Annotated in this window: 2 protein-coding genes; both read left to right on the top strand. The window is 43.7% G+C overall.

What is annotated here, in order from left to right; all coding sequences use genetic code 11:
• A partial coding sequence (locus tag AC1DUW_RS29875; RefSeq protein WP_477644314.1) for a GntR family transcriptional regulator occupies positions 1 to 265 on the top strand: 265 nt, incomplete at its 5' end.
• Positions 265 to 954 (top strand): ABC transporter ATP-binding protein, encoded by a 690-nt coding sequence (locus tag AC1DUW_RS29870; RefSeq protein WP_477644315.1) that lies wholly within the window; start codon positions 265 to 267, stop codon positions 952 to 954. The genes AC1DUW_RS29875 and AC1DUW_RS29870, both read left to right, overlap by 1 nt.
• Positions 955 to 1137: the final 183 nt, after the last annotated feature.

Genomic DNA, 1137 nt, shown 5'->3' with positions numbered 1-1137 from the left:
CGAAATGGCTGTTGAGATGGGGGTCAATCCGAATACGATTCAGCGTACCTACGCAGAGATTGAGAGGGATGGAATGGTGGAGACGAGAAGGGGGCAAGGTACATTCGTTAAAAATGATCCGGCGTTGATTGCTTCACTGCGTACCCGGATTCAAACAGAAGTTATTGAAACGTTCGTTGAAAACATGAAAGAAATCGGCTTGTCCAGAACAGAAATGTTGGCAGCAGTACAGCAATTTTTGATGAAGCAGGGGGAAGCAGAATGATGATTGAACTGCGTGAAATAACGAAAAAGTATGGAAGCGTCGTTGCCCTGGATAATGTTTCGCTCACGTTTGAAGTGGGGAAGATTTACGGGGTGTTAGGAGCAAATGGAAGCGGTAAGTCGACTTTGCTCAAGCTGATTGCTGGTCTGGCGAAACCGGATCATGGTGTTGTGACGGTCGAAGGAGTGGCGGTGAGCAGGAGGATTGCCTCGGCAGTCTCTTATTTAACTGAGATTGATTTTTTCTATCCTAATTTTACGGTGGGTCAGTATATTGATTTTCATGCATCGCAGTTTGCTGATTTTAATCGGGATAAGGCAATCGAAATGCTGGCATTCATGAAGTTGGATGTCCGGAAGAAGGTACGCTCGCTGTCGAAAGGTAATCGGGGGCGGCTTAAATTAGTGCTCGCTCTGTCACGGGATGCTCCGGTCGTGCTATTAGATGAACCATTTTCAGGGTTGGATGTTATGGTCCGCGAGTCGATTGTACGTAGTTTGCTGTCTTATATCGATTTTGAAAAGCAAACGGTTATCATCACGACTCATGAAATCGAAGAAATCGAGAAAATTCTAGATGAAGTCATTCTRATTAAGGATGGCMAGATCRTSGCCAAGGAAAATGTCGAGGACCTCCGCGAAAGTAGTGGGAAATCGGTGGTCGGGTGGCTGAAGGGACATCATAGGTAAAATAATAATGTAGCTTCGGAAAAKTTTCCGAGGTTTTTTTGTTTGCAAGGAGAAGGCCTTTGAATCTAATTAAAATAGATTACTTTAAAATGGGCGGTTAAACAAAGTCCCTATTAGAAAGAAGGCGCATATATATGCAGTACGGATATCATTAAAGTATAAATAACTATTGGAGGCTAAAGG

The organism is Peribacillus sp. P4_C12 (assembly GCF_056402095.1).
The sequence above is the reverse complement of the archived record's forward strand: the minus strand, read 5'-3'. Positions and strand labels throughout refer to the sequence as shown.